This window comes from Gardnerella sp. DNF01189, assembly GCF_049244195.1.
Lineage (GTDB): Bacteria > Actinomycetota > Actinomycetes > Actinomycetales > Bifidobacteriaceae > Bifidobacterium > Bifidobacterium swidsinskii.
Map to the genome: position 1 here is coordinate 133,210 of NZ_CP058385.1, position 25,583 is coordinate 158,792.

21 protein-coding genes and 1 pseudogene are annotated in these 25,583 nt (G+C 40.1%); 16 read left to right on the top strand and 6 right to left on the bottom strand.

Annotated features, from left to right (window positions below):
• Positions 1-91 precede the first annotated feature (91 nt).
• Together HXT41_RS00600 and HXT41_RS00605 are read left to right on the top strand one after the other, a co-directional pair.
• Complete coding sequence (locus HXT41_RS00600) at positions 92-868, top strand: ATP-binding cassette domain-containing protein (RefSeq protein WP_004110838.1); 777 nt, start codon at positions 92-94, stop codon at positions 866-868.
• A complete protein-coding gene (locus HXT41_RS00605; protein WP_004110836.1) occupies positions 858-2,936 on the top strand; it encodes a YhgE/Pip domain-containing protein in 2,079 nt (692 codons plus the stop codon). Before HXT41_RS00600 ends, HXT41_RS00605 begins: the two co-directional genes overlap by 11 nt.
• A 108-nt stretch (positions 2,937-3,044) precedes the next feature.
• Here HXT41_RS00605 and HXT41_RS00610 read toward each other — a convergent pair whose 3' ends face one another.
• Positions 3,045-4,169 carry a 4-hydroxybutyrate dehydrogenase gene (locus HXT41_RS00610; RefSeq protein WP_116773781.1) on the bottom strand — a complete coding sequence of 375 codons (1,125 nt, stop codon included), beginning with the start codon at positions 4,167-4,169 and terminating at the stop codon, positions 3,045-3,047.
• Positions 4,170-4,383: 214 nt separating this feature from the next.
• Positions 4,384-5,724, bottom strand: a complete 1,341-nt coding sequence (gene nox / locus HXT41_RS00615) for a H2O-forming NADH oxidase (RefSeq protein ID WP_101889629.1) — start codon at positions 5,722-5,724, stop codon at positions 4,384-4,386.
• A gap of 355 nt (positions 5,725-6,079) precedes the next feature.
• On the opposite strand from nox, the pseudogene HXT41_RS00620 reads away from it, so the two are divergent.
• The 10 genes and pseudogenes from HXT41_RS00620 to HXT41_RS00665 form a co-directional block, all read left to right on the top strand.
• Positions 6,080-6,214 (top strand): annotated as a pseudogene (locus HXT41_RS00620) (pyroglutamyl-peptidase I); the annotation flags it as partial.
• A gap of 5 nt (positions 6,215-6,219) precedes the next feature.
• Positions 6,220-6,558, top strand: a complete 339-nt coding sequence (gene merR, locus HXT41_RS00625; RefSeq protein WP_115761820.1) for an Hg(II)-responsive transcriptional regulator — start codon at positions 6,220-6,222, stop codon at positions 6,556-6,558.
• Between the two features lie 28 nt (positions 6,559-6,586).
• Positions 6,587-8,227, top strand: a complete 1,641-nt coding sequence (gene merA / locus HXT41_RS00630; RefSeq protein ID WP_421788723.1) for a mercury(II) reductase — start codon at positions 6,587-6,589, stop codon at positions 8,225-8,227.
• Between the two features lie 159 nt (positions 8,228-8,386).
• Positions 8,387-9,709: an ISL3 family transposase gene (locus tag HXT41_RS00635; RefSeq protein WP_421788725.1), complete on the top strand. Its 1,323-nt coding sequence runs from the start codon at positions 8,387-8,389 to the stop codon at positions 9,707-9,709.
• A 140-nt stretch (positions 9,710-9,849) separates the two neighbouring features.
• On the top strand, positions 9,850-10,458 hold the full coding sequence (locus HXT41_RS00640) for a pyroglutamyl-peptidase I (RefSeq protein WP_415693410.1): 609 nt from the start codon (positions 9,850-9,852) through the stop codon (positions 10,456-10,458).
• 66 nt (positions 10,459-10,524) lie between these two features.
• Entirely contained in the window at positions 10,525-11,289 is a 765-nt protein-coding gene (locus tag HXT41_RS00645) for a hypothetical protein (protein ID WP_421788728.1), read from the top strand.
• Positions 11,279-13,903, top strand: a complete 2,625-nt coding sequence (locus HXT41_RS00650; protein ID WP_116994817.1) for an HAD-IC family P-type ATPase — start codon at positions 11,279-11,281, stop codon at positions 13,901-13,903. Before HXT41_RS00645 ends, HXT41_RS00650 begins: the two co-directional genes overlap by 11 nt.
• A gap of 85 nt (positions 13,904-13,988) precedes the next feature.
• The gene (locus HXT41_RS00655; RefSeq protein ID WP_041160567.1) at positions 13,989-15,509 is read left to right on the top strand and encodes an L-serine ammonia-lyase; all 1,521 of its coding nucleotides are present in this window, start codon (positions 13,989-13,991) and stop codon (positions 15,507-15,509) included.
• Between the two features lie 280 nt (positions 15,510-15,789).
• Positions 15,790-16,197 carry an FKBP-type peptidyl-prolyl cis-trans isomerase gene (locus HXT41_RS00660; protein ID WP_004107148.1) on the top strand — a complete coding sequence of 136 codons (408 nt, stop codon included), beginning with the start codon at positions 15,790-15,792 and terminating at the stop codon, positions 16,195-16,197.
• A 71-nt stretch (positions 16,198-16,268) separates the two neighbouring features.
• Complete coding sequence (locus HXT41_RS00665; protein WP_004110818.1) at positions 16,269-16,748, top strand: GreA/GreB family elongation factor; 480 nt, start codon at positions 16,269-16,271, stop codon at positions 16,746-16,748.
• A gap of 198 nt (positions 16,749-16,946) precedes the next feature.
• On the opposite strand, the gene lexA is transcribed toward HXT41_RS00665, so the two are convergent.
• Entirely contained in the window at positions 16,947-17,621 is a 675-nt protein-coding gene (gene lexA, locus HXT41_RS00670; protein WP_421788826.1) for a transcriptional repressor LexA, read from the bottom strand.
• Positions 17,622-17,838: 217 nt separating this feature from the next.
• Here lexA and HXT41_RS00675 point away from each other — a divergent pair, with 217 nt between their 5' ends.
• Positions 17,839-18,216 carry a LysM peptidoglycan-binding domain-containing protein gene (locus HXT41_RS00675; RefSeq protein ID WP_012914030.1) on the top strand — a complete coding sequence of 126 codons (378 nt, stop codon included), beginning with the start codon at positions 17,839-17,841 and terminating at the stop codon, positions 18,214-18,216.
• A gap of 232 nt (positions 18,217-18,448) precedes the next feature.
• On the top strand, positions 18,449-18,904 hold the full coding sequence (gene nrdR, locus HXT41_RS00680; RefSeq protein ID WP_012914031.1) for a transcriptional regulator NrdR: 456 nt from the start codon (positions 18,449-18,451) through the stop codon (positions 18,902-18,904).
• Between the two features lie 61 nt (positions 18,905-18,965).
• Here nrdR and HXT41_RS00685 read toward each other — a convergent pair whose 3' ends face one another.
• A complete protein-coding gene (locus tag HXT41_RS00685; RefSeq protein ID WP_116773777.1) occupies positions 18,966-21,242 on the bottom strand; it encodes a HelD family protein in 2,277 nt (758 codons plus the stop codon).
• A 341-nt stretch (positions 21,243-21,583) separates the two neighbouring features.
• Between HXT41_RS00685 and HXT41_RS00690 the strand changes: the two genes are divergently transcribed.
• Positions 21,584-22,540 (top strand): nucleoside hydrolase, encoded by a 957-nt coding sequence (locus tag HXT41_RS00690; RefSeq protein WP_116773776.1) that lies wholly within the window; start codon positions 21,584-21,586, stop codon positions 22,538-22,540.
• Positions 22,541-22,682: 142 nt separating this feature from the next.
• Complete coding sequence (locus tag HXT41_RS00695; RefSeq protein WP_116773775.1) at positions 22,683-24,086, top strand: MFS transporter; 1,404 nt, start codon at positions 22,683-22,685, stop codon at positions 24,084-24,086.
• Positions 24,087-24,283: 197 nt separating this feature from the next.
• Here HXT41_RS00695 and HXT41_RS00700 read toward each other — a convergent pair whose 3' ends face one another.
• Positions 24,284-24,436 (bottom strand): hypothetical protein, encoded by a 153-nt coding sequence (locus tag HXT41_RS00700; RefSeq protein WP_240613484.1) that lies wholly within the window; start codon positions 24,434-24,436, stop codon positions 24,284-24,286.
• 96 nt (positions 24,437-24,532) lie between these two features.
• The gene (locus tag HXT41_RS00705; RefSeq protein ID WP_410310476.1) at positions 24,533-25,459 is read right to left on the bottom strand and encodes a hemagglutinin; all 927 of its coding nucleotides are present in this window, start codon (positions 25,457-25,459) and stop codon (positions 24,533-24,535) included.
• Positions 25,460-25,583 lie beyond the last annotated feature (124 nt).

Sequence of the window (25,583 nt, forward strand, 5' to 3'; positions counted from 1 at the left end):
TAAGTTATTTAGAGTATTTAGAGTAAGGAGGAATGCCTGGCGCTCTAAGTAAAAAGGATATTACGACATATCTTAATTACAAGCGTCAAACATGCAAATTATGAAAGATAGTAAAACACTTTTAGAAGCTAAAGAATTAGGCTTACAAATATTTAGAAGAACACCATTTTGGGACGTATCGTTAAAAGTAGAGCCTCATCAAATCGTTGCAATATCAGGTGAACACGGCTCTGGAAAATCAGCTTTGCTGCTTGCACTGTCTGGTTATATGAAATTTACGAACGGAACTCTTACTATTGCGGACTCAACTCTTCCTAACGATTTTAAAAAATCACGTAAATATGTGGGATTGGGATTATTCAACGGAATTAACGAATTCTACAAAATGCAAACAATAGAAGAAGCTTTGATGAGTGAGCTAAAACTCGCATCATCTTCGCCACTATTTCGCGAACAGTATAAAAATGATGTAAAAAATCGCGAAGCATTGCGCCAATACGCGTACAATCTTCTTGCTCAATGGAAAGTATTTTCTCCTCACAAAACAGCAATAGGAGAGTTGACTCCGTGCGAGCGCATGCGTTTGGCAATTGCGTTGGCATTATTAAAGCAACCGTGGCTGCTATTTGTTGATGGAATTGAGACGGAGCTTACTAGTGAGCAACGCGAATGCTTACTTTCCGATATTCGCGAATATGTTAGCAAAAACTACTGCTCCTGCCTTGTTGGAGTTTTGCAAAGTGAGTTAGAAAAGCAAGCGGATCAAGTCTTAAGACTTATGCCAAATAATGAGAAAACAGAAAATTCTCATACTGATTCTCAACTTGCTACAAGTGAAGCAAACGGTGGTGAAAACAATGCACGTTAGTACTATTGCTCTTGCATTTCGTGAGATTAACAATACGATGAAAGGAAAAGCTCGAAAGCTTGTTATTGGAACCGTAGCTTTGATTCCACTTTTATACGGATCGCTTTACTTATGGGCATTTACAAATCCTTATAAGACTTTGGATACTGTGCCTGTGGCTGTTGTTGTTGAAGACAATGGCGCTATGATTAACGGCAAAATGCGAAACATTGGAAACGAAATCAAAACTCGTTTAAAGAATCAAAAAGACGGTAGTGAAGGTTTCCAATGGAATTTTGTAAATAGTGCTGAAGCAAATAAGGGCCTTAAAAATGGCAACTATTTTATGGTAGCAACTATTCCAGCTTCCTTTAGTAAGTGCATTGCTTCCGCGCAATACGATACTCCAACTAAAGCAAAACTTCACGTAAAGTACGATCAAGCAAGCAATATGCTGGCTTCACAAATTGGTAAAACTGCTTTCCGCACTATGCGTACTGAGATTAGCGAGGCGATTGCTCAAGAGTATTGGGAGCACATGTTTGCGAAAGTTAATTCAGCTTCCGATTCTCTTGGTGCTGCTGCAAACGGTGCTGGAGCATTGCATGAAGGTTCAAAGTCTTTGCAAGGCGGAATAAATAAGCTTGCAGATGGGTCGAATAAACTTTCGCAATCTTTGCAAAAACTTCAAGGCGGATTAGGGGAGCTTCAAAAAGGCGCGAATACGCTAACTGAAGCCAATGCTCGCAGCAAAGAAGGAGCTCAATATCTTGCACAAAAAACGCAAGATTTAGCAAACGGAGCCCAACAGTTAAGCGAAGGAACGCAAAGGCTATCGGCAGCGACAAGCGAATTCTATGAAGGAGCTCAAAAGCTTGCAGCTTCAAGCAACGAATTAGAAGAACATGTTAAAGCTGGAAACGCTGAAACAAAAGCACAAATTACTGGTCTTCTTATGCAAGCGCAAAACCCAGCAGTAACAAAGGAAGACGTGCTTGCTAATTTGCAAAGATTGGCAGAAGGATTAGGTGAAAATTCTAATCTTCTAGAAACAAATCTTTCTGCTTTAAGCGCTGGAGCAGACAAGCTTTCTGCAGGGAGCTTGCAAATAAAGGGCGGTGCTGACGCTCTTATGCAAGGCATGGAGAAAGTTAATGTTGGTTCAGATAAGTTAGTTGCTGGCACAAATAAGCTTGCTGACGGTTTGGCTCAAGTAAGTAACGGTAGCGAGAAACTAAATAGTGGCGTGAATGAAGCTGCACAAGGTTCTGCGAAAATAGTGAACGGTTCTGATCAGCTTAATTCCGGCGCTAAGAAGCTATCTGATAACACTCCAAAGCTTGTTGATGGTACTAAGAAATTGCATGACGGGCTTAAAGATGCTCAAAAGTCTGGAAAAGTAAACGGTATTGTTCAAAAAAGTAAGATGATGAGCGCACCAGTTTCCTTGGAGGAGCACGAGTATTCGCACGTTGAAAACTATGGAACTGGTTTTGCTCCTTACTTTATTTCTATCGCCCTTTGGGTTGGTGCTCTTATGACAACATTCGTTTTGAGAGTTATGGATAGGCGAGCGATACTAAACGGCATGAATCCGCTTAAAAGCGCGCTTATTAGCTTGACGCCGTTTGTGATTATGGGCGTTTCGCAAGCGATTATTCTTATGGGCGTTGTTCAAGGAGCGTTGAAGTTCCAAATCGATAATGTTGTTGCATTCTACGCGCTGGGGATTCTAGCGTCAATAGTCTTTATGGCTATAATGCAAATGATTATGGTGGTGTTCCGCATGCCAGGGCGAATAGTTGCGATTGTGCTACTTATGTTGCAAATCACAAGCTCTGCAGGAACGTTCCCAGTACAAATGACGCCGGCATTCTTTAGAGCTGTTCACCCATATTTGCCAATGACGTACTCGATTATGGGGTTGCGTCAAGCAATGTCTGGAAAGAACAGTGGTGAAATAGTTTCAGGCATTGGAATGCTTGTGCTTTTCGGCGTTATTGCGATTGCCATAACAAGCATTGCCTTCCGCATGAAGCGTACTGTAAAAATGTTTGATTTGCATCCTGTAATAACGCTTGATGCATAAGCGTTCATGCAGGCGCGATAATTAAAATCCCCGCAGCTCTTGTTGGTTGCGGGGATTTTTTAGTGAATTTTGTTTAATTTAGTTACTTTATAAATACGTTATCCGACTTTAGAAAGTAGACGCGTAGACTTCGGCAATGGCGGCTTCGTCCATATGCATGTAGGAGTTCTTCAAAAGTCGCTGCTGCTCTTTGACAACGCTTGCAGCCCAACTTTGAATCATATCCTCGGTCATGCCATACTCGTGAAGCTTGTGCTTAGGAAGAATCGTGTTAAGAACTTCGTCAAGCTTATTTAATACGTCTGTTTTCTGGCATTCAAGAATATTTGCCATAAAGTCAAAAAGCTTAGAAAGCTCAGTGTTTTCTGCGTTATTCTCGTCGTGCTTAGCATAGTATCGCAAAACGCTTGTAAGAAGAGCTGCATTCGTTTCGCCGTGAGCCACGTGGAAAGTTCCACCAAGCGGATAAGCCATCGCGTGAACGCAACCGCAGCCAGCGTTACCAAACGCAATGCCAGCGTAAAGACTTGCCGAAACCAAGTCGCTTACAACTTTGCTTTTTGCGCTGCTGCCTTCTTTAACAACTCGCATATAACTTTGCAAAATAAGTCCGCAAGCCTTGTAACTAAACATTTTTGTAAGCTCGGTTGCAATAGGAGAAAGTGCGGACTCAATCGAATGCGTAAGAGCGTCAATAGAGCTGGTTGCAAAAACGTAATCAGGCAGGCTCTTTAACAATTCTGGAATAAGAACCGCGTCTGTAGCGTAGCAAGCATCGTTTGCCAAGCCCTTTTTAGTGTTGCGTTTTGTAAGAGAGAACACGGCAACGTTGGTAACTTCGGAGCCAGTTCCGCAAGTAGTTGGAACAAGAATAAGATCCGCGCCTTTTTGTGCAGGAATCTTGCCATCAATCAAGTCTTCGAGTGGGCTTGTTTGCTTCAAAGCACAAACTTTAGAAATATCCAAAACGGTGCCGCCGCCAATGCCAATCACGCGCTTTGGAGTAGTGTGAATATCTCGAACAATCGCGTCAACCATTTCGTCGCTTGGCTCGCCCTTGCCGTAATTTTCTTGGAAAATCACATTGCAATCAAGGTTCAAGCTGCCAAAATAAGGCTCCCAAATGTACTTGTTTGTAATAACCAAATCGTCTTTGCCAAGCTTAAATTCTTGCGCAAAATCGCGCGTATTTTCAAATTTGTGAATAGTTGGCTTAATAGATAGCTGCTTCATCCTAGACTCCTTTGTTTTAATTTGTACGTCTTACGCTAATATGCGCGTTTTGGTTCGCGATTTGTGCGCGGATGATTAAAAAACCAAGCAACCGCTCCATTATAGAACAAATTGCTTGGTTTAATAAACGCGATTTAAGCTAATTAGCAGAAATTGATTCAGCCTAAGCTAATCAGAAAAAGTGATTCAGCCTAAGCTAATCAGAAAAGTCTAATCATCCCTTCAATAAAGCCGTGTAAGCTGCCATCGTAATGTAATTGTATGGCTGGTTGAAGTGAGGCATAAAGAAGATATCGCACAATGCAAGCTCTTTAATCGTGACTTTCTTTTGAATAGCAAGAGAGAACAGGTGGATTGCTGCAGACATATCGTAGTTAGAAGCCAATTGGCATCCAACAATCACCTTAGAATCCTTCTTGTAAACAATGCGAATCTTAACTTTTGGATTCTCAACTTCCATAAACGCAGGCTTTTGTGTATCTTCAAAATCAACGTAGTCAACGTCCATGCCCTCTTTTTGAGCAGCCGTTAAGCTCAAACCAGTGCAAACAAGCTTGTAATCGTAAATCATCATTGCGCTAGAGCCTTGTACGCCCTCGGTTTCTACAGGAGTTCCGCAGATGTTGTGGCCTGCAATCAAACCGCTTCTAACGGCATTAGTAGCGAGCGCAATGTAGTTTACGCGGCTTCGAGCGTTGTCGTAGATTGTAGCGCAATCGCCAATAGCGTACACATCTGGGTCGGAAGTTTGCTGCTTCTTGTCAACTAGGAAAGCGCCATTTTCGTATTGCTTCAAATGATCTTTTCCAAGAGCAACATTTGGGTGGAATCCAATAGCGCAAATCACCATGTCGGCATCGTAAGTGCCCTTGCTTGTTTTAACAGCCTTAACTTCAGTATCTCCAACAATCTCTTCAACAGCTTGACCAAGCTCAAAGTGAATGCCCTTATCTTCCATAATTCTCTTCAAATTATCGGAAAACTCTGGGTCAAAGTAGCCGTTAAGAATATGGTCTTCCATGTCAATGAGAGTCACGTTCTTGCCAAGGCGCTTAAAAGCTTCCGCAAGCTCCACGCCAATGTAGCCGCCGCCAAGAACCACAACGTTATTAAAATCGCGCTCTTGAAGTTTAGCAATAACAGTTTGCGCGTTTTGGAAAAGCTTTACCATTTGCACGTTTTCCAAATCAATGCCCTTAATGCGTGGCTTGTTTGGAAGGCTGCCAGTAGCTAGAACGAGTTTATCGTAAGAATCGTGAATAACCGATCCGTCTTTAAGCTCGACTGTTACTTCTTTCTTTGCATAATCAATGTCTAGAACTTTGCTTTCCAGATTTACCTTAGCGCCCTTTTTAACGAAATCTTCTGGCTTCTGGTAGAACAGGCCATCGCTGCTTTTAATCTGCTTGCCAATCCACAAAGCCATACCGCAGCCAAGGAAGGAAATGTTGCTATTCTGATCGTAGATTGTAAGATCGTTTCCTGGGTAGCTCAAAATGGTGTTAGCGCAGGCAGTGCCAGCATGATTTGCGCCAATCTGAATAATCTTGGTCATCGGTAATCTCTTTTCGTCATTGACTTTTGATTTATCTGTATTTTCTGTATTTATATGGTTTTATATGGTTTTATGCGCGCTGTTAACAACATTGTTCGTTAAGCACGCGCTAGTAGCTAATCATATTACACTACGACGAGTCTGGCTAATCGTGAGTCTAGGTGTGTTGTTTGCGATTATTGTATAAGTTGTAATTACCATTTAATCTTTGCTATAAAAGTGAAATAAGTAATAGAATCATGAATGTTTTATGCAAGTACATTCGTGTATATATAGTTTTTGCAATGTATTTTGATAAAGTTTTATAAAGTTTAATAAAGTTTGATAAGTGAGAGTTGTATGAGGGGGTATTGTAATGCGTATTTTGATTACTGGTTTTACGCCGTTTGATAATGAGTCTATAAATCCGTCGTGGGAGATTGCGCAATCAGTGCATGCGCCTGAAGGCGTGGAACTTGTTCGTTTGCAGATAAATGTGGAGTTAATAAAGAAACGATCAGATATTACGAGCGAAAAAATTTATTACAAGAACCTCACCGAACGGAAGCTGGTTATCGGATATATTCATATGATGACGTTAAGCGTGTTGGGTTTATTAAACGAATACAGGAATTTGGTTTCTCTTTAAGCGAGATTTATAAATTACTTGGTGTTGTAGATAAAGATGAAGTTCGTTGTCAAGATATGTTCGAATTTGTTTCTAAAAAACAAAAGGAAGTGCAAAAACAAATAGAGGATTTAAAACGAATTGAAACTATGTTAGACGACTTAAAACAACGATGTCCAGATGAAAAGAAATTACATTCGTGTCCAATAATAGAAACATTAACATGAGAGATTAATTAACGAAAGGAGCTTTTTTATGAATAAATTTAAGGTAAACATTTCAGGAATGACTTGTACGGGTTGTGAAAAACACGTAGAATCAGCACTTGAAAAGATAGGTGCTAAAAATATTGAGTCTAGTTATCGTCGTGGTGAAGCAGTATTTGAACTGCCCGATGATATTGAGGTTGAAAGTGCAATAAAGGCGATTGATGAAGCAAATTACCAAGCCGGAGAAATTGAAGAAGTATCATCACTAGAAAACGTGGCGTTAATTAATGAAGACAATTATGACCTTCTTATTATTGGTTCTGGTGCTGCTGCCTTTTCTTCGGCAATTAAAGCTATAGAATACGGTGCAAAAGTTGGAATGATTGAGCGTGGAACGGTTGGGGGAACCTGTGTGAATATTGGCTGTGTTCCGTCAAAAACTCTTCTTAGGGCAGGGGAAATCAATCATTTATCAAAAGACAATCCGTTTATAGGTTTACAAACATCCGCTGGAGAAGTGGATTTAGCTAGTTTAATCACGCAAAAGGATAAATTGGTGAGCGAACTTCGGAATCAAAAATATATGGATTTAATTGATGAATATAATTTTGATTTAATTAAAGGTGAAGCAAAATTCGTTGATGCTAGTACTGTTGAGGTCAATGGGACAAAGTTATCTGCAAAACGCTTTTTAATTGCAACAGGTGCATCGCCTTCGTTGCCCCAAATTTCAGGACTTGAAAAAATGGACTATTTAACTAGTACAACACTTCTTGAGTTAAAGAAAATACCAAAACGATTAACTGTAATTGGTTCAGGATACATTGGAATGGAGCTTGGACAACTATTTCATCATTTAGGTTCAGAAATAACGCTTATGCAAAGAAGTGAGCGACTTTTAAAGGAGTATGATCCTGAGATTTCAGAGTCAGTTGAAAAAGCGTTAATTGAACAGGGTATAAACCTTGTCAAAGGGGCAACTTTTGAGCGTGTTGAACAAAGTGGAGAGATAAAAAGGGTTTACGTAACAGTAAATGGCAGTAGAGAAGTCATTGAATCAGATCAGTTACTTGTTGCCACTGGAAGAAAACCAAATACGGATTCTTTAAATTTAAGTGCAGCAGGTGTTGAAACTGGAAAAAATAATGAAATCCTGATCAATGATTTTGGTCAAACAAGTAATGAAAAGATTTATGCAGCAGGAGATGTGACTTTAGGACCACAATTTGTATATGTAGCAGCCTATGAAGGTGGAATTATTACTGATAATGTTATTGGTGGATTAAACAAAAAAATAGATTTATCGGTAGTTCCTGCTGTTACGTTTACGAATCCGACGGTTGCAACGGTTGGTTTAACAGAAGAACAAGCAAAAGAGAAAGGGTATGATGTGAAGACATCTGTATTACCTTTAGATGCTGTTCCAAGAGCAATTGTAAACCGTGAAACAACCGGTGTATTTAAACTAGTAGCAGATGCAGAAACACTAAAAGTATTAGGGGTTCATATTGTATCTGAAAATGCAGGAGATGTCATCTATGCAGCATCATTAGCTGTTAAATTTGGCTTAACGATAGAAGATTTAACAGAAACCCTAGCACCATATTTAACAATGGCTGAAGGGCTAAAATTAGTTGCACTTACGTTCGATAAAGATATTTCGAAATTATCTTGTTGTGCAGGCTAAGGGAACTTTTTTACAACTCCCTATTCAAGTGAACCAGCTAATGCTTTAAGGGATTTTCTAAGTGCATTTGTGGTCACAAAAATAATTTAACACTGATGATTTCGACATCAAATCTATAATTGATACCTTAACACCGCAGAGTAATAAAGGATGAATAATATGTCAGACTTATTATCCCTACCAGACATTAAAACAATAGAACCGCCACAAGAAAATGAAACCGATATGATGTTTAAAGTTGAAGCAGTCGGACCACCTGAACGTTGTCCTGAATGTGGTTTTGACAAGTTGTACAAACACAGTTCAAGAAATCAACTAATTATGGATTTGCCCATTCGTTTAAAGCGAGTGGGCTTACATTTGAACCGTAGACGATACAAGTGTCGTGAATGCGGATCTACCTTCTGGGAACGCCTAATATCTGTAGATGAAAAGCGTAGTATGACCGAAAGGCTTTTAAAGTCCATTCAAGAGCAATCCATGTCTAAGACCTTTGTAGAAGTCGCAGAAAGCGTTGGTGTTGACGAGAAAACCATTAGGAACGTTTTTAAGGACTATGTGGCACTCAAAGAACGTGAATACCAGTTTGAAACTCCTAAGTGGCTTGGGATAGACGAGATACATATTATCCGTAGACCTCGGCTTGTATTGACTAATATTGAACGCAGGACTATTTATGACATCAAGCCTAACCGTAACAAGGAAACAGTCATCCAACGTCTTTCAGAAATCAGTGACAGGACTTACATTGAGTACGTCACAATGGATATGTGGAAGCCCTACAAAGACGCAGTGAACACTATCCTTCCACAAGCTAAAGTTGTCGTAGATAAGTTTCATGTAGTTAGAATGGCTAATCAAGCCTTAGATAACGTCAGAAAGTCTTTGAAAGCCCATATGGGCCAAAAAGAAAGACGTACCATTATGCGTGAAAGGTTTATCCTTCTAAAGCGTAAACACGATCTAAATGAACGTGAATCATTCCTCTTAGATACTTGGTTAGGTAATCTTCCTGCTTTAAAAGAAGCCTATGAACTCAAAGAAGAGTTTTACTGGATATGGGATACTCCTGATCCAGATGAAGGTCATCTTCGTTATAGTCAATGGAGACACCGTTGTATGTCCAGCAACTCTAAAGACGCATATAAAGACCTCGTGAGAGCCGTAGACAACTGGCATGTTGAAATATTCAACTACTTTGATAAAAGGCTCACTAATGCTTATACGGAGTCAATTAACAGCATTATTAGGCAGGTAGAGCGAATGGGTAGAGGTTACTCGTTTGATGCCTTACGAGCCAAAATCCTTTTCAATGAGAAGCTCCATAAAAAGCGTAAGCCACGATTTAATTCAAGTGCTTTCAATAAAGCTATGTTATACGATACTTTCAATTGGTATGAAGTGAATGATCACGACATTACAGACAACTTAGGTGTCGATTTTTCCACACTTATTAAGAATTTGGAGAAGGGTGATTTATAAGCCCTTTTCCACCATAAAATCCGAATACCCGTTTTATGCAAGTACATTCGTGTATATATAGTTTTCGCAATGTATTTTGATAAAGTTTGATAAAGTTTGATAAAGTTTGATAAGTGAGAGTTGTATGAGGGGGTATTGCGATGCGTATTTTGATTACTGGTTTTACGCCGTTTAATAATGAGTCTATAAATCCGTCGTGGGAGATTGCGCAATCAGTGCATGCGCCTGAGGGTGTGGAACTTGTTCGTTTGCAGATTCCTACGGAATTTAGCAAGGGCGCGCAAAAAGTTATTGAGAAAATAGAGGAAGTTCACCCTAATGCTGTGCTTTCATTAGGGCAATTTGGTGGTTCTGCTTGTTTTAACGTTGAGTATGTTGGCATTAACTGTAGAGCTGCGCGTATACCGGATAATAGTGGGTATAAGCCTTGGTATGAGCCTGTTGTGCAGGATGGTGATGTGGCTTATAAAGCGACTTTGCCAGTTGTGAACATAGTTGATGCTTTAAATAAAGCAAAATTGCCGGCGTCTGTGTCTTTTTCTGCTGGCGCGTACGTGTGTAATGACATGCTTTACAGTGTTTGTCATTATTGCCAGACTAAAAAATTGCCGATTAAGAGTGGTTTTATTCACGTTCCATATTTGCCTGAGCAGATTCTTGATAAGCCGACTACGAGTTCTATGAGTTTAGTTGATATGCTTCGAGGTATTGAAGTTGCGCTGCAAGTAATTGCGGATGATTGCAAGTGATTGCAGATAAATCGCCAGCAAATCTTTAATTTGTCAAATTGCATAAAATAACTCAAACAGCCACTTATGTTGAAGGTGTGGTATAAAAGTCTTATGTTTTCTAAACGCGCTATTACCATTTTTGCGGCTGCTGTCGTAACTGCTTTAACGTTGGGCACGTTGAGTGCTTGCGAGCCGCAGGGTAAAGCCGTTGGTAGCACTGGTCGCGCTGGAGACATAATTCACGACGGCATAGATATTAATGACATCCATTTGCTGGTCATTGGTTCAAAATTAGCTGCGCTTGATGGCGAAGTTATGAAGCATTGTAAAACGTCAAAATTGAGTGCTTCTTATGTGCCGCTATCAAATGTTGTTAATCCTAACGAAGCTGCTCAGCAAGCTATTCGCGCTGCAAGCGAGCAACCTGTTTCATTAATACTTATAGACGCGCTCGACGTAACAGGCGTTGACGACCTGCATAATGATAATGATCAACCTAATATAAAAGAGAATAACAAGCTTAATAACAGCACTCGCAATAAACAAAACGAAAGCAAAGCATGGATTTCTGCGCTGCAATACGTGCGTTACGCTGGAGTGCCAGTTGCGTTAATAAATCCTGTAAAAGCACCAAAAGACGCAACTTTATACGCAGCTACTTTGTATTTTGATAGCGATGGAAGTGGAATTGGAAAAAATATTCATGAATCTTATTTATCAAAAAATAGCGAATCTTTAAACAATAAAAGCAATAAATCAAAATTTGAGCGTTCGTCTTTGCTAAGCATCGTTCGAGCAATAATCGACAATACACCGCATAGTAGGGAAGTGATTATAAATGACAAATAACGAACAAAACGCAATGGCATCTACAGAAATCAACAAAAATAACGCTATTGCGGTGCTTCCTAAAGTAGAAGTTTCTGGTTTGAGCACAGAAGAAGTTGCGCAGGCAGTCTCTCGCGGAGATGTGAATATTACTTCTAAGCAGACTTCTCGCTCTTTAATGGATATTGTGCGCGCGAACGTGTTTACATTGTTTAACGCGATTATTTTCACAGCAATGGTTGTTGTGCTTGCCACTGGTTCGTGGAAGGATGCTGTTTTTGGTGTGGTAATTCTGGTAAATACTGGAATTGGCATTGTGACTGAATTAAAAGCAAAGCGCACTTTGGATAGGCTTTCTATATTGATTGCTGCTCACGCAATGGTGCGTAGAGGTGGAAAAAATATTGAGATTCCGCACAAAGATATTGTGCTTGGGGATGTTTTGTGGCTTAGAGCTGGCGAGCAGGTTCCAGCGGATGTAGAAGTGTTGGAATCGTGGGGTTTGGAAATGGATGAGTCCATGCTCACGGGCGAGTCTGCTACAGTTCGAAAAGCAAAAGGTGATAACGTTTATTCCGGATCTACTGCAGTTTCTGGAATGGCTTTAACGCGTGTTACTGCCGTAGGAGAGCACAGTTATGCGGCAAAATTGGCGGCGCAAGCGAAAGTTTATACCAAAACAATTTCCGACTTAAGCCGTGGAATTAACACGATTTTGAAGTATATGACGATGGTTGTGGTGCCTTTGTGTGTGCTGCTTGTGTGGTCGCAAATGCACAAGGTTGGCGGATTTGTTGAAGCTTGGCAGACTGGTGCTTGGAGGGGAGCTGTTGTTTCTGCTGTTGCAGGCGTTGTTGGCATGATTCCAGAGGGCTTGGTTCTTCTTACTTCGCTTAATTTTGCGGTGGCTGCTATGCGACTTGCGCGTAAGCAAACGTTAATTCAGGAGTTGGAATCTGTAGAAACTTTAGCGCGCGTAGACTGCTTGAATCTGGACAAAACTGGCACTATAACCGACGGTGGTATTGCATTTGTTGGCGTGGAAAATCTAGATAATAGTGGTGCCGAAATATCTTTGCAGACCAACTTGCAAACCAACCAAGCTTTATTCGACTTATCAAATGAAGAAAATCCGAACGCAACAGGTGTTGCGATTATGGAAGGGCTTGGCTCTAAAGGAGTTGCAGCTAGCCAGCATGTATCTAACCGTCTTCCATTCTCTTCTGCTAGAAAGTGGAGTGCTGTGCAATATGTACAAAGCAGTGGAGAGCGTGCAACTTGGTATATGGGTGCTCCGGAAGTGTTACTCAGCGCGATTGATTATGCAAATACTAATGAACTTTTAGCGAAAGTTAATTCTTATGCTGAACAAGGCGAGCGCGTGCTGCTGCTTGCAAAAGTAAGTAGCGAAAGTAGTACTGTAAGTAGCGTCGATAGTAGCAGCTTAAGTAGCGTAACAGAAACAGATAAAACTTTTGGCGATTCTCCAACTATTTGCGTAAATGCTCATCCTATTGCTTTAGTTCGCTGCTCTGAGCGTATTCGTGACGATGCTCGCAAAACGCTTAAATGGTTCCGTGAGCAGGGTGTGCGTTGCCGCGTAATTTCGGGAGATAACCCTACAACAGTTGCGGCTGTTGCTGCAAAAGTTGGCTTAACAGGAGATCGCAAGCCTGCTGCAATGGACGCTAGAAAATTGCCAGAAGATATTAACGAATTGGCTAAAGTGCTTGAAAATGTGGATGTGCTTGGGCGCGTGCTTCCTCATCAAAAGAAAGCGATTGTTCAGGCGCTTCACACTCAAGGTCATGTGGTTGCTATGACTGGTGACGGCGTGAACGATACTTTAGCTCTTAAAGAAGCTGATTTGGGCGTTGCTATGGGCAACGCTGCTCCTGCTGCAAAAGCTGTAGCTCAAGTGGTTCTTGTTGATTCACGATTCTCGCATTTGCCTGATGTTGTGGCTCGCGGTAGGCAAGTGATGGCAAATATGGAACGTGTGGCTGGCTTATTCCTTGTAAAAACTGTTTATTCTGCGCTTATTTCTGCAGGAGTTGTGCTTCTAGCGTTGCACTTCCCGTATTTGCCTCGTCACATTACTTATATTGGTTCTTTAACTATTGGTATTCCAGCATTTTTGCTCGCTTTAGCACCTAATACTCGTCGATACATTCCAGGTTTCTTGAAGCGAGTTGTTCGTTTTGCTGTTCCTAGCGGATTTGCTATAGCTGCTTCTGTGCTCGCTACTGCTGTTATAGCTCCGCGAGTTTTGGGATTAAATCTTGACGATGTTGTTGCAAATAATTTGATAGCATCTCGTTTTATTGTCTCAAACGTGCAAGCTTTGGTAACTACTCGCAGTATTTGTTCCGTAATCGTATTTGTTCTCGGCATACTCGTGCTTGCAAGCGTTGCCAAGCCGTTGCGCTCGTGGAGAGGAATTATGGTTGCGCTATTTGCTGCAGCTGGAGTTGCTGGAGCTTTTATACCGTTTACTGCAAAATTCTTCGAAATTCACGTGCCGACTGCAGGAAGCGCGTTTACTGTAATGCTTATAGCTGTTGTTTTAGCTGTAATCTTATGGTTTGTGTGCGTGAGTTTAGCAAACTTGTTGTCTAAACAAAGTAAGAAGTGAACAATCTAACATATTTCTCATGTAATTAGTGTGTCGACGTGAGCTTAATGATGCTTACAATAGATACGTGTTTAGTATTTTAGAGATGTTTTCAGTAGGCGTTGGTCCTAGTTCATCACATACAGTAGGTCCTATGCGAGCTGCGTGTTCGTTTGTTTCATCGCTTAAAAAAAGTGGTAGTCTTGCAAACGTTGCGCACGTAAGTGTGACTCTTTACGGATCACTGTCTTTAACAGGTCTTGGTCATGGCACTGATCGCGCTTGCGTTGCAGGTCTTGAAGGAAATCTTCCAGATAATGTAGACACTGATCATATGCTTACTATTCGTCAGGAATGCAAAAAAACTGGCACTTTAACGCTCGCAGGTGAACATACTATTGCTTTTGATTACGATAAGGACGTAATTTTTGAAAAATGGATGCGAATGGTTGTTCATCCTAATGGAATGCGTTTTGTTGCAACTGATTCTGACGGAAATAAAATCGATGAGCAAGTTTGGTATTCAATTGGCGGCGGATTTATTCGTCAAGGGTGTGCAGATGATGCAATGGTTGGCTTGCATGAGCGTGTTACTGAGCAAGATGAAAATAATGCCAATAAGAATGGTGTAAGCGAGAATAATAGCGAAAGTAATAGCGAAAGTAATAACGGAAATAGTAGTGATAATGCTGCAAGCTCCTCAAATCAAACAAAAGATTCCACTGTACCTTATCCTTTTACTTCATGCGACGAGCTTATAAATATTTGCCGAGAAAAGTATATGTCAATAAGCGATGTTGTGTGGCAAAACGAGCTTGCATTGCATGAAGGTGATGCTGACTACGTGCGCAACTATTTGCTGCATGTTTGGAAAGTTATGAGTAAATGTGTAGAAAACGGATGCAACTCAAAGCAACCGATTTTGCCAGGAGGTCTTGATGTGCCTCGCAGAGCTCCTCACATGTATGAGCGTTTGGCTGCAAATTCAGACATGCTTCGTAACAATCGTCGTCGTTCGGATGCTGCTTTAGAAAGTTCAGACTCTGCGTGGGTTAATCTTTTTGCGCTCGCTGTTAGTGAAGAGAATGCTGGTGGTGGGCGTATTGTTACTGCTCCAACGAATGGTTCTGCAGGAATTATTCCTGCAGTATTGCAGTATTATTGGCGATTTGTTGATTCTGCTAATGAAGATGGAGTTGTGCGATTCTTGCTTGCTGCAGGTGCTGTTGGTTACTTATTTAAACGAAATGCTTCAATTTCTGGAGCTGAAGTTGGTTGTCAAGGAGAGGTTGGTTCTGCTTGTTCGATGGCTGCTGCAGGATTGTGCGAAGTGTTGGGAGGGACCCCGGAACAGGTTGAAAATGCTGCAGAAATCGGTATAGAACACCATTTGGGATTAACTTGCGATCCTGTAGGCGGTTTGGTACAAATTCCTTGTATTGAGCGCAATGCTATGGCTGCAAATACAGCAATTAATGCTGTTCGAATGGCAATGCTTGGAGATGGCTCGCACATGGTAAGCCTTGACAAAGCGATTAAGACTATGAAAGAAACTGGTCATGACATGATGTCTAAATATCGCGAAACCTCAAAAGGTGGGCTAGCTGTAAACGTTGTTGAGTGCTAATTTGCTAATATTTTTGCATTAATTCGTTGATGTTTTGAGATTAATTTTTGCTAAGTTATACACAATGCGTATATTTCATGTACATACGTAACGTTTCAGTGCTAATCTAGGACAGGTTAATCTAGGAAGTGTTAGTCTAAACTGCATTTATTCGAATGTGCATTTACTTAAATGTACTATTTAAAATGCGCTGCTTTAGTAATGCAGGATGGTTAAAAGCTGTCTGTGTAGATGTTATACTGTTCAGATTATACTGTTTGGAGTTTGTAAAGGAGGAAATATGGCACAAGATATGCCAGAAGTGATTGCAGAATTTGGCACTACGCCAACGGTGACGTTCCCTGAATCTGAACCGCCAGCAGGCCTTAAAGTTGTTGAATTAGTTGAAGGTAATGGTCCTGTAGTTCGTGCAGGTGACACTGTAACTGTGAATTATCATGGTGTGGTTTGGGGTAGCGACAAGCCATTTGATTCAAGCTTTGCTCGTCATACTCCAGCTAGTTTTGGTATTGGTGTCGGTCAAGTGATTCAGGGCTGGGATCGTACTGTTCCAGGTCATAATGTTGGATCTCGTTTGTTGATTTCTATTCCTCCAGAGTATGGTTATGGCTCTCGTGGCATACCGCAAGCCGGTATTGGCGGCGGAGACACGTTGGTATTTGTTGTTGATATTATTTCAACTCGTTGATAGAAGAGCGTGAATTTTATTTACGAACGCATAGTTTTTATTTTTAGAGATTGTTGTATAAGGAGGTAGCAATGGCTGAAGAAAAAACTATTTTACTTACGCAGGAAGCGTATGACAAACTAAAAGAAGAGTTAGCACATCGTGAAGGTGAGTATCGAGAAGAAATCACTGAGCGTATTGCTGCAGCTCGTGCTGAAGGTGATTTGTCTGAAAATGGTGGTTATCAGGCTGCTCGTGAAGAGCAAGGAAAGAATGAAGGTCGCATTAATGAGCTTATTGTAAAGCTTCGTAATGCGAAGATTCTTGAAGCACCGAAGGATGGCACTGTTGGCAATGGTTCTTTGGTTACTCTTGAGCTTGCAGGTCGAGAAATGACTTATGTTCTTGGTTCTCGCGATATTGCTGTAGCTACGGATTATGACGTTATTAGCCCGGAATCTCCAATTGGGGCAGCTATTATGGGTGCTCATGCTGGTGATACTGTTAGCTATGCAGCTCCAAATGGACGTGAAATTTCAGTGACAATTAAGGATTCGCATCCACTTGCGTAAATAAGTATTAATCTCCCCACTTAGTTCGTTTGTGAATAGGTGGGGAGATTTTTTAGGGTTTGGGTTTTAAGTTTTGCGTTTTAGAACTTGTTTTTTATGATTTGCCATCTATGTTCTCTGCTGCTTTAACTCTATGAGTTAATAACAAATTGCAACTTGTTGTGTTAAATTCTATTGTTTGTTAAGCAGTTATATTTGTTAGATTTTTCGCAAAACTGTAACAACTTTTCCCATAATAGTTGCGTGTGATCCGTCAATAGGAGAGTAAGCCGGATTATGTGGAATAAGCCATACGTGACCGTGATCATTTCTGAAAGTTTTAACAGTTGCTTCGTTATCTAACAGTGCTGCAACAATGTCTCCATTTACAGCCTCATGCTGCTCTCTAACTACTACATAATCGCCATCGCAAATAGCGGCGTCAATCATCGAATCGCCGTGTACTTCAAGCATAAAAAGATTTCCTGTACCTGTAAGACGTTCTGGCAATCGCATTACATCTTCAATATGCTGTTCTGCTGTTATTGGAGCTCCTGCTGCGATTCTTCCCACTAGAGGAACATCTCTAGAATTTATAACAGAATCAGATTCGTATGCGCTAATATTGGCAACTCTTGAAGAATTTTTATTAATTTTGTTATTTGAATTGTTTTCAACAATTGAATTATCAAGAATTTCAATAGCGCGACCTTTATTTGCATTAATTCGCAAAATCCCTTTATCTTCAAGTGTTCGCAATTGATGTTTCACAGAAGATGGGCTTCTAAGTCCAACCGCTTCTCCGATTTCGCGGAAAGAAGGAGGGAATCCATGAATTTTTATATTGTTTTGGATGGCATTGATAATATTGCGTTGGCGGTCACTAAGTGACATTGTGCTAATATCGCTAGCATTAATGCCATTGTTATCGTTATTTGTGCCATCGTTATTCATGGTGCTCCTTTCGCTTTTACTATTTTAACGCACTTTCTTAAAAAAATCAAACATCTGTTCGACACGCCGTTGCAACTATCGAACAGATGTGTCATTATTAATACATCTGTTCGATAGAACAAATGTTCAGTCGATTAAGGAAGGAGAAAGGATAATTATGAGTACGTCATTAATTAGAAGTGGCAGGGAAGTTAGAGTAGGTATGCAAGAAAATACTTATTTGATTCGTAAACGCTGCGTTTCTAATAAGCATGCGCGCAAAACTAGAGTTTTTCGTGTAACTGTACTTTTGATGACAGCAATAACATTCTGTACATTGTTTATGCCAAAGACTGCTGTTTCTGCAATACCTGAAAGAGTTGTTACATATACAGTTCGTCCTGGAGATACGTTATGGAATTATGCTGCTACTATTACTCCTAAAAACGGTGATATATCAGATAATGTAGAGCGTTTAATGGCTTTAAATCATCTTTCTTCTGAAGATTTGGTTATCGGACAGTCTATTAATGTTCCATTAAATGATGCTCAATAGTTGATTGAGTACAAATAGTATGAAAATGGGGGAAATATGAGAAGGGAAAATATTACTATATTTGAAATTGAAAGTGATGAGCTAAGTTTTACTGAAAATGCTGATGTAATATTCAGTGTGTTTTATGGAGTATTTCGGATTATGGACAATAAAATCGTATAATATTCGGAAATATTTGAATAAAGTAAATAATATTATGTAGTTTTTCGCTATTTTTTAGTATGCTGAATATATGCATTGTCCTTTTTGTAAGAATTCTGATACGAAAGTTATAGATACTCGTATCAGTGAAGATGGTTACTCTATTCGCCGTAGACGTGAATGCCAAGTTTGTGGTAATCGATTTACTACGGTGGAAACAACTCAGTTGCTTGTAATGAAGCGTTCAGGCTCTATTGAACCTTTTGATCGGGCAAAAGTTGTTGCCGGTGTTAGCAAAGCATGTCAAGGACGTCCCATTAATGCTGAAGCGTTAAAGACAATTGGTATGCGAGTAGAAGCTGATTTGCGAGCACGAGGTTTAGCGCAAGTTACATCTGAAGAAGTTGGCAAAGCTATTCTTAAGCCATTGCGTGAATTAGATGAAGTTGCATATCTTCGTTTTGCAAGTGTGTACCAAAACTTCGCAGGTCTTGAAGATTTTGAACATGCCATTGAAGATTTAAAGCGCAGTAAAACAGAAAAATAATAATTTTATCGATTATTGTTACAGAATATCTATTCCCTGCGCTTTTGCATTATTTTGAGTTCTATTTCTCAAAATTTGCGTCATCTGCAGTGCGTATTATATGCAATTTTTGAGTTGGTCTAGTCATTGCAACATATAGATTGGCTGCAGCAGTTAGTCTAGATGCTGCTTCCTGCTCAATTTGAGAAGGTTGCAACACTATGACAGCGTCATATTCAAGACCTTTTACTTCCTCAGCTTTGCAAACGCTGCATTGGCAATCATCGGCATTTTGTTTGTTTAACTGATTCCATAATTTTTCAGGTAATGCATGTTCTAATGCTTGATTTACAACCTTTTTAGCATGGCTAACCATACTGTTAGGAGTAATGATTGCAATACGACCACTACCATCATCAGAGACAAATTTTTCGAATAGTTTTGTACAAGATTCTGCAAGTGCAGTATCGAGTTCATCTTGTGATTCAACCGTTTGTGATACGAGTGAATCAGGTACTGAGCGAACTGCATGAACAGTAGAAATGTATAATCCTGAATCTGTTGCAACTTTGCTTGCTGCTTCAGAAACTTCACTAGGATTTCGATAATTAATTGTTAACTCGTAAAGATCCCAATTTGGTTCTCCAAATAGAGAATTCATATTCTTCTGCCATCTGTGAGTTCCTCCGAGCGCAGAAGTTTGTGCAACATCGCCAACAATAGTAAAGGAGCGTGAAGGACAACGACGAATAAGCATTCTCCAATCCATTGCTGTAAGCTCTTGAGCTTCATCGACAACTACGTGACCATATGTCCACTCGCGGTCAGAAGCTGCTTTACGGGCAATCATTCCTGCATCGTCGCCTTGCAGATTATCAAGAAGCATATCGGCAGTTACTATGCCATTTCCAATACCAGCTTGTGCTAAAGTGTCAGCTGCAAATTGTTGTTCTTCAAGTTTTTTTGCTTGTGCTGCAGATCTTTGAGCGTCAAGTTTTGGATCAGAACCGAGCAATTCCATAGCTTCATCAAGTAATGGAATATCAGAACGAGTAAGCGGGCTGCCCTTTGGCCTAGTAAGTGAGTTAATATCTTCGTCGCTTAACCAAGGTGCGTATGTGCGTAATTTGTCAGGTTTAGCAAAAAGTTGGTCAATGAGCCATTCTCCAGTCATAGGTAACCATGCAAGATTTAAAGTAATGCGAAGTTTATCGTCAAGACGAAGTTGAGAAGTTATATCGTTTAATTCAGCTTGATCTGGAACATAATCAAGTTTTTCCAAATAACGATTTTTCAATATGCTGAGCACGGTTTTTATAAAAGTATTTCGTGCCTGGTTATGCGGCTGGTGAGTCCGTTGAGCATCTGCTTGAGCTATCTCAATATCTTCTTTTAGAAGAGGAATACTAAATCCTCCAACATGAATTGTTGGAAGATTTTTAGGAACGCGAATACGAGCGGCAATTGCATTCGCAATAACTGTTCGCATACGATACATTCCTTTTAATTTTGCTGCGTATGGAGAATCTTCATCTGTAGCACAAATTCCAGGAATTAAGTCGGAAATAGTTCTACTTACTACACCTGTTTCACCAAGAGAGGGGAGTACCTGATCAATATAACGCAAGAATGCCGAACTTGGACCAACAATAAGAACTCCTGAACGCTCAAGTTTGCGCCTGTGAGTGTATAACAAATAGGCTGCTCTGTGCAAAGCAACAGCTGTTTTTCCTGTGCCAGGACCTCCCTGTACAACAATAGTGTGATCAAGAGGAGCGCGAATGATTCGATCTTGTTCTGCTTGAATAGTGGCAACAATATCAGTCATTTTGCCGGTTCTGCGAGAACCTAAAGATGCGAGCAGTGCTCCTTCGCCAGTAAGAGTACCTTGTTGTGAAGCTTTTCCTATTTCATCAGAATGTATGTCAAGTACTTCATCTTCAACACCAATAACGTCTCTGAAACGGAGTGTAATATGACGACGCATAACAATATCGCCATGATGCGAAGGGGTTGCCTCATAAAAAGGTCGTGCAGCTTCAGCGCGCCAATCTGTAAGAATAGGATCATGGTTTTCGCTAAGCAAACCAATGCGACCAATGTATCGCCTAATGCCTTCTGTGTTATCAAGTCTTCCAAAAACAAGACGATCTTCAACAGCTCGTAATTGTGTAAGACGATCTTCGTACATGGTTGCGAATGAGTCGCGCTCTGTGCGCTGTGTTGGTGAACCGTGCGAACCTGACGCGCGCACAGCGTCTAAGCGCGCGCGAATAGTATTACGCAAATCATCTAGACGGCTATAAGCTCGGTCAACAGCTTGTTGTTCTTCGCTAAGTTGTGAGGAATAGGTAGACATACGCTTCCATTCTTCGTAAAATCTGCAGCCAAATCAAAGCCAATTTTTAGGCATTTAAGTGTATCTCGAGGCATAAACCACTGATTTATTTCGTGTTGTAATCTAAATTAAAACAAGCTAAAAGCTTAGCGAATAATTGCGTTTTATTTTGTCGCAAAAATATAATCTAAACATATGTTTATAAGGGTTGATTTTGAATTATAGAGAGATAGAATTTTTGAGTTGTGAAGCATAAAACGATGAGGTTGACGCCTACTAGTTTGTTGCAACTTAAAAATAAACAGAATGGCTTACTGCATCACTGTTGATGTAGCGAGTTTGTAATCAGAAAGGTAGTTCACATGAAGAAGCTTATTCTTGATTTGGATACTGGTGTTGATGATACCTTAGCAATTTCTTATGCTCTTGGTAGCCCTGAGGTTGAGCTGATCGGTATTACTGGTACGTATGGCAACGTTTTAATGGAACAGGGCGTTCGTAATGCTCTTGCTATAACAGATTTATTTGGACATCCAGAAGTTAAAGTGTATCGTGGTTTGCCGCATGCGAGCAAGAAAGATTCGTTTGAAGTTCTGCCTATTTCTGCATTCATTCACGGTGACAATGGTATTGGCGATGTTGTTATTCCAGATTCAAAGCGTGAAGCTGAGTCTGAGCCAGCTGTTGATTTCATAATTGATGCAGTTAAGACTTATGGCAAGGATCTTATTTATGTTCCAACAGGACCAATGACAAATATCGCTGCTGCGTTGAAGAAAGCTCCAGAAATCAAGGATGAGATTGGCAAGATTGTTCTTATGGGCGGAGCGCTTACCATTCATGGAAACGTAAACGCTTGGACCGAAGCGAATATATCTCAAGACCCAGATGCTGCAGATGTACTCTTCCGCTCTGGTGCTCCAGTAACAATGATTGGTTTGGATGTTACTTTACAGACTTTGCTTACCTACAAGGAGACAAAGCAGTGGCGTGACCTTGGCACAAAGGCTGGCAAGTTCCTTGCAGATATGACTGATTTTTACATTAAGGCATATGAGACTACGGCTCCGCACCTTGGCGGATGCGGCTTGCATGATCCTTTGGCAGTGGCTGTAGCTGTGGATCCAACGCTTGTTACAACGCTTCCAATCAATATGCAAGTTGATGTTGAAGGCCCAACTCGTGGACGCACAATTGGTGATGTTACGCGCTTGAATGACCCTGTTAAGACAATGCAAGTTGCTGTTGGCGTTGATGTTCCACGATTCTTGAACGAGTTTATGACGCGCATTTCTGGCTTGGCAAAAATCGCTGGATGAGTGTGGATTTTACGCGTTTTTAATTCCGTTTTAACTCCGCTTTTTGTTGTTCGACACGCCGCAAATCGCAACATTTTCCGCAATATGCGACGTGTCTTATTTGCCAATGTAAAAACTAAAAATATTAATTGATTGGATTATTATGACTGAGATTGCAAAATCTAGCGCGGTAGACCCATACGAGGATCCAAAAACCCGCGACAAAGTGGCGATTTACTCGCTAATTTTACTTCTTATAACCTTTATTCTTGGAACATTGTGTTTGCAAGGATTTAATCTGGTATTCGATCAGATTGGTAAAGCTGTTGGCGCGCCTGATCAAGCTTCTCTTATTACGAGTTTGCCAATTATTGTTTTAGGCATTGTGTGCTTTATTTACGGTTCTTTGGGTGACTTTGTGTCGCTTCGTAGACTCATAACAATCGGACTTGTAACACTGTTTGTTGGATCGTTGTTTGGTTTTATTGCAAACTTCTTCTTCACTCCAAACTTGTGGACTGTTATTATTGCGCGTATTTTACAAACAGCTGGCGAGCAGGTAGCAGGTTCTTCCTTCCTTGTTATTGCAACTAAGTATTTGCGCAACGATCTTAAGGTAATTTTCTTTGGACTCTTTACTGCTGCTTATCAGCTTTCTGCTTCTATTGGCGTTTTTGCTGCTGGTGCTCTTAGCTCTATTGCTTGGCAGTATTTGTTCTTGATTCCTGCAATTACTATTCTGTTCTTGCCAATTCTTGTTAAGTGCTTGCCTACAAAGAATGGTATTGGTGGGAAGATAGATAAGCTCGGCTTTACAGTGTTTGGTATTGCTGTTGCATTGCTGACTTTGTTCTTCTCGTACAAGGCATGGGGATTGTTGCTTGGATCCATCGTGCTGTTTGTTGTGTTTGCTGGCTATATTATGAAGGCAAAGAACCCGTTTGTAACTCCTGCATTCTTTAAGAATAAGCGTTGGCTTTCGGGCATTGTCTTAATATTCATCTTCTACTTTACTAACTATTGCATGCCTCCAATTTACAATGTGATTGGCGGTGCTTTGTATCATATGAGCACTGAGGCAGTTTCTTCCTACCTTGTATGGGCATTCGTTGTAGCAGCAGTGTTTGGAACATGCTCTGGAACAATTATCGGTTTTATTGGACGTAAAGCTGGCATTATTATAGCTGCTGTTCTTATGATTCTTGGATGGGTTGGAGCTGCTGTATTCATCAATTGCGGATTCCTTGTTCTAACTTTGTGCGCATGCGTCTACTACGCTGGTTGCGGACTTATGTATTCGCCAATCGTTTCAACGGTTCTTAGCGCATTGCCTGTTGAAGAATCGGGTCGTGGATGCGGTATGAACGATTTAGTTATGAATGTTACAGCATCAATCGGTATTTCCATTTTCAGCGGTTTCTTTGGCGGAAACTTGCTAAAAGGATTCTCTTTTGCTGGAATCCAAGGCTTAGGTGCAGGTTATTCTAACTTGCTTATGATGGGCGCTATTGTAGCCTTTATTGGCTTAGTAGTTTACATTGCTCGTAGCCTTATGGTTAAAGAGTAATTATTATTTACTCAATATGTTAGTGGTCACTATCTTGCAGTCATCTTTGGCTGCGTGGATAGTGACCACTTTTTTGTAGTCTTATGCCGCGCATTTTTAAACTAACATAGTTTTTACGCTAACATAGTTTTTTCATGCGCTGAATACTAATCTTTTGATATTGTATTGGTGAAGCTTATTTCTAATGATTATTTAAATTAATTGTCGTTATAGCCAAAAACATCACTTTTTAGTACGTCTTTCCACCATGATTCTCTGCCTCGAACAAAATCATCATCAACTTTCGCATTAAAAATTAAATCTGTAGTAAGTGAGTCTTTGTTGTTTTTGTTAAATATAGAAGCAGTCAATTTGTAATCTTTAACAAATTGTGCCAAAATTAGGCGTTCAAGTATACCTCGACGCTTATACACCGAGATTGTATTCCTATGTCGATCTAACGAATATTATTTGCGAGGATCTCCGAACCAAGCAGAGTAAATCAATGAAAAGTTGCGATTTCCATATGCTGAGCACGAATTTCCTTCGCCGTATCCAGCTTTTAACGATTCTATATTTGGCTGATAAGGAGTATAGATATAAAGCAATGCAGTAGCCTTATTTTCGATATAAACATTGCTAGATCCGCATGATTTATTTGGCGAATATTGAATTGTGTTAATCGTGTTAGGGTGGTAGTTATATTGATCGTTATGAAGAAGATAATATCTATATCTTCTTGCGGAACCAATTACTTGTTTAAAGAATCCTGCAAAACGTGGGTTGCAATGAGAATCATCTGGACAATCTAATCCCATAGCTGATTTGTATTGGAAATCGCTAGGATTAGTGTCTGTTACAAGATGTTGTTCTTTTTGCAGCATGGTAAGTAATACTCGTTGACTGATATGACATGCTTTTGCTGATTTGTATATTATGTCTGCAGAAGATTCTTTGCTTACACTTTGATACTTTGAGCATAGTGAATCGGCAGGAATAGTGTGAGTATTAAAGTACGCATTTTTTAAGCAATTTTTACCAGTGCATTTTGCTCCTTTTTTGCGTATAAAATTGCGTACTTCGTCTTTACTCATTGCGTTATCGTCAAAAAATTGAGAATCAGAAATAATATTGCCTGGATTAAAATCAAAGCGTGACACAAGTTGTTCTTGTTTGTTGCGAAGATTAGAAACAGTCTGTTCCCAACGTATCCACTGAACAACAGGAATGATAATAGCAATGCCTATGACAGCAATAATAATGTTTCGTAAAATTTTATTGGAGTAAAACTTATGCTTTAATGAACTGTTGTTTTTATTGTGATGAGCACCACTATTATGTTCACTATTTAGGTTGACATGAATAGAATCATGTTTCTTTCTTCTCTGCACCATGTTTCCTCCTACTTAGCTTGTTACATTATAAGTGATATGCGAATCATTTTATTATTGTGATTATTTTTTAAAATTGTTCCTAACTTTTATTGTTGATTGTAACTATCAAACTGTAGAATTATCC